The organism is Psychroserpens damuponensis (assembly GCF_000826655.1).
GTDB classification, from domain to species: Bacteria; Bacteroidota; Bacteroidia; order Flavobacteriales; family Flavobacteriaceae; genus Psychroserpens; species Psychroserpens damuponensis.
The window spans coordinates 1-1,433 of sequence record NZ_JXJO01000085.1 but is presented as its reverse complement, the minus strand read 5'-3'; the positions used below and the strand labels follow the sequence as shown (position 1 = coordinate 1,433).

2 protein-coding genes are annotated in these 1,433 nt (G+C 30.4%); both read left to right on the top strand.

Translation table 11 applies throughout. The features are described 5' to 3' along the window. The first annotated feature begins 413 nt into the window (after positions 1–413). Complete coding sequence (locus TD29_RS17645; protein ID WP_040282904.1) at positions 414–917, top strand: antitoxin Xre/MbcA/ParS toxin-binding domain-containing protein; 504 nt, start codon at positions 414–416, stop codon at positions 915–917. Further along, on the top strand, positions 917–1,384 hold the full coding sequence (locus TD29_RS17640) for an RES family NAD+ phosphorylase (protein WP_040282902.1): 468 nt from the start codon (positions 917–919) through the stop codon (positions 1,382–1,384). Before TD29_RS17645 ends, TD29_RS17640 begins: the two co-directional genes overlap by 1 nt. The last annotated feature ends 49 nt before the right edge of the window (positions 1,385–1,433 follow it).

Sequence of the window (1,433 nt, the reverse complement as noted above, 5' to 3'; positions counted from 1 at the left end):
GAGTGAGATTCCGAGTTTTTAATTCAGTTTTTGATTCCGCAAACAAGCTAAAAAGTCAGCCACAATTCAATTCAGAGTTTGAGTGAGAATTCATCGTGTTATTCAAAATTCGGTAACATCGTTTTTCGGTTTTTATTTTCTTAAAACTCAAAAAAAAATTCGAAAAATAAACTAGCCTTTTTCCAATTCCGAAAACTTGCTTGAGCATTAAAGCTAACGTTGTTGTATATGGTTTGTTGCGTGTTTTAAGCAACTAATTTAGTAAATAATTACCGACCAAGAAAGTCCGCGAGGACTTTCGTAAGTAGGCGAGAAGCCAGCAATAAATTATATACGGTGTTGGCAGTAGTTTTTTTTTATTAATCTCAAATTATATTGTATATTTACCTCAGGTAATACGTAAAAATACAATAATGGAAACTAAGTCAAGAACGGGAAGTTCAAATAAAAAACAAAGTTCAGTAAAAGTTAGGGGTGCTAGAAAGGCTGTAAAATCGGTTAGATTTAGTAAATTTTCCCCATCTTGGGTTGTTGTGCATTCTAAAGATGCTCCTGGATATAAAATGGAATTAATAGGCCGTATTAGAGAAGGTGTTAAAAAATCAGATTGGAAACAATTGATTCAATACACAGATTCTACAGAAAAAGAGTTTGAAAATATTCTTCCTGCATCTATAAGTAGTATGCAAAAGAAAACTGTTTATGGAAAAGAGACATCAGAACGTATTTATGAATTAGCTCGATTATTTGGATTAGGTTATGAGGTTTTTGATTCCAAAGAAGATTTTAAAAGATGGTTAATTACTCCATCAAGGACTCTTGGTGGTAAAATTCCATTTGAGCTACTTGATAGTAGTTTTGGCTTTGAAATGGTAGAAAATGAAATTGTTAGGATTCAATATAATGTTTATAGCTAATGATTGTTTACAGAATAGCTAATGTAAAATATAAAGACTCAACATTATCAGGAATTGGTGCTGAAAAAGTTGGTGGAAGATGGAATTCAGTTGGTACTAGAGCAGTTTATTGTTCAGAAAATATTTCATTAGCTTTATTAGAGTATTATGTTCATTCCGAAAACATTGCGTACCTACCTAAAAAAATATTAATTGCAAAAATTAAATTTCCAGATGAGTTTGTGATAGAAGAATTAGATGAGTTACCAGAAAGGTGGAATCAATATCCATATTCTTCTAAAACAACAAAGGTTTTTACAGATTTAGCAAAAGACAGAAATAGATTTGCTTTAAAAGTACCATCAACAATTGTTAGTCTTGAATCAAATATTATTTTAAATCCCTTGTTTAAGGAATTTGGAAAAGTTGAAATAGTAGATTTTATTGAATTGCCAGTTGATGATAGGTTAAAAAAAGATAAACGTTAATAATATATTCACAAAGTTGATAATTACTGCCAACGGTTTTATGTATGGA

Excerpts from the sequence above, each read along its gene's own strand:
- TD29_RS17645 (WP_040282904.1), top strand. The coding sequence starts at position 414 with ATGGAAACTAAGTCAAGAACGGGAAGTTCAAATAAAAAACAAAGTTCA.
- TD29_RS17640 (WP_040282902.1), top strand. The coding sequence starts at position 917 with ATGATTGTTTACAGAATAGCTAATGTAAAATATAAAGACTCAACATTA.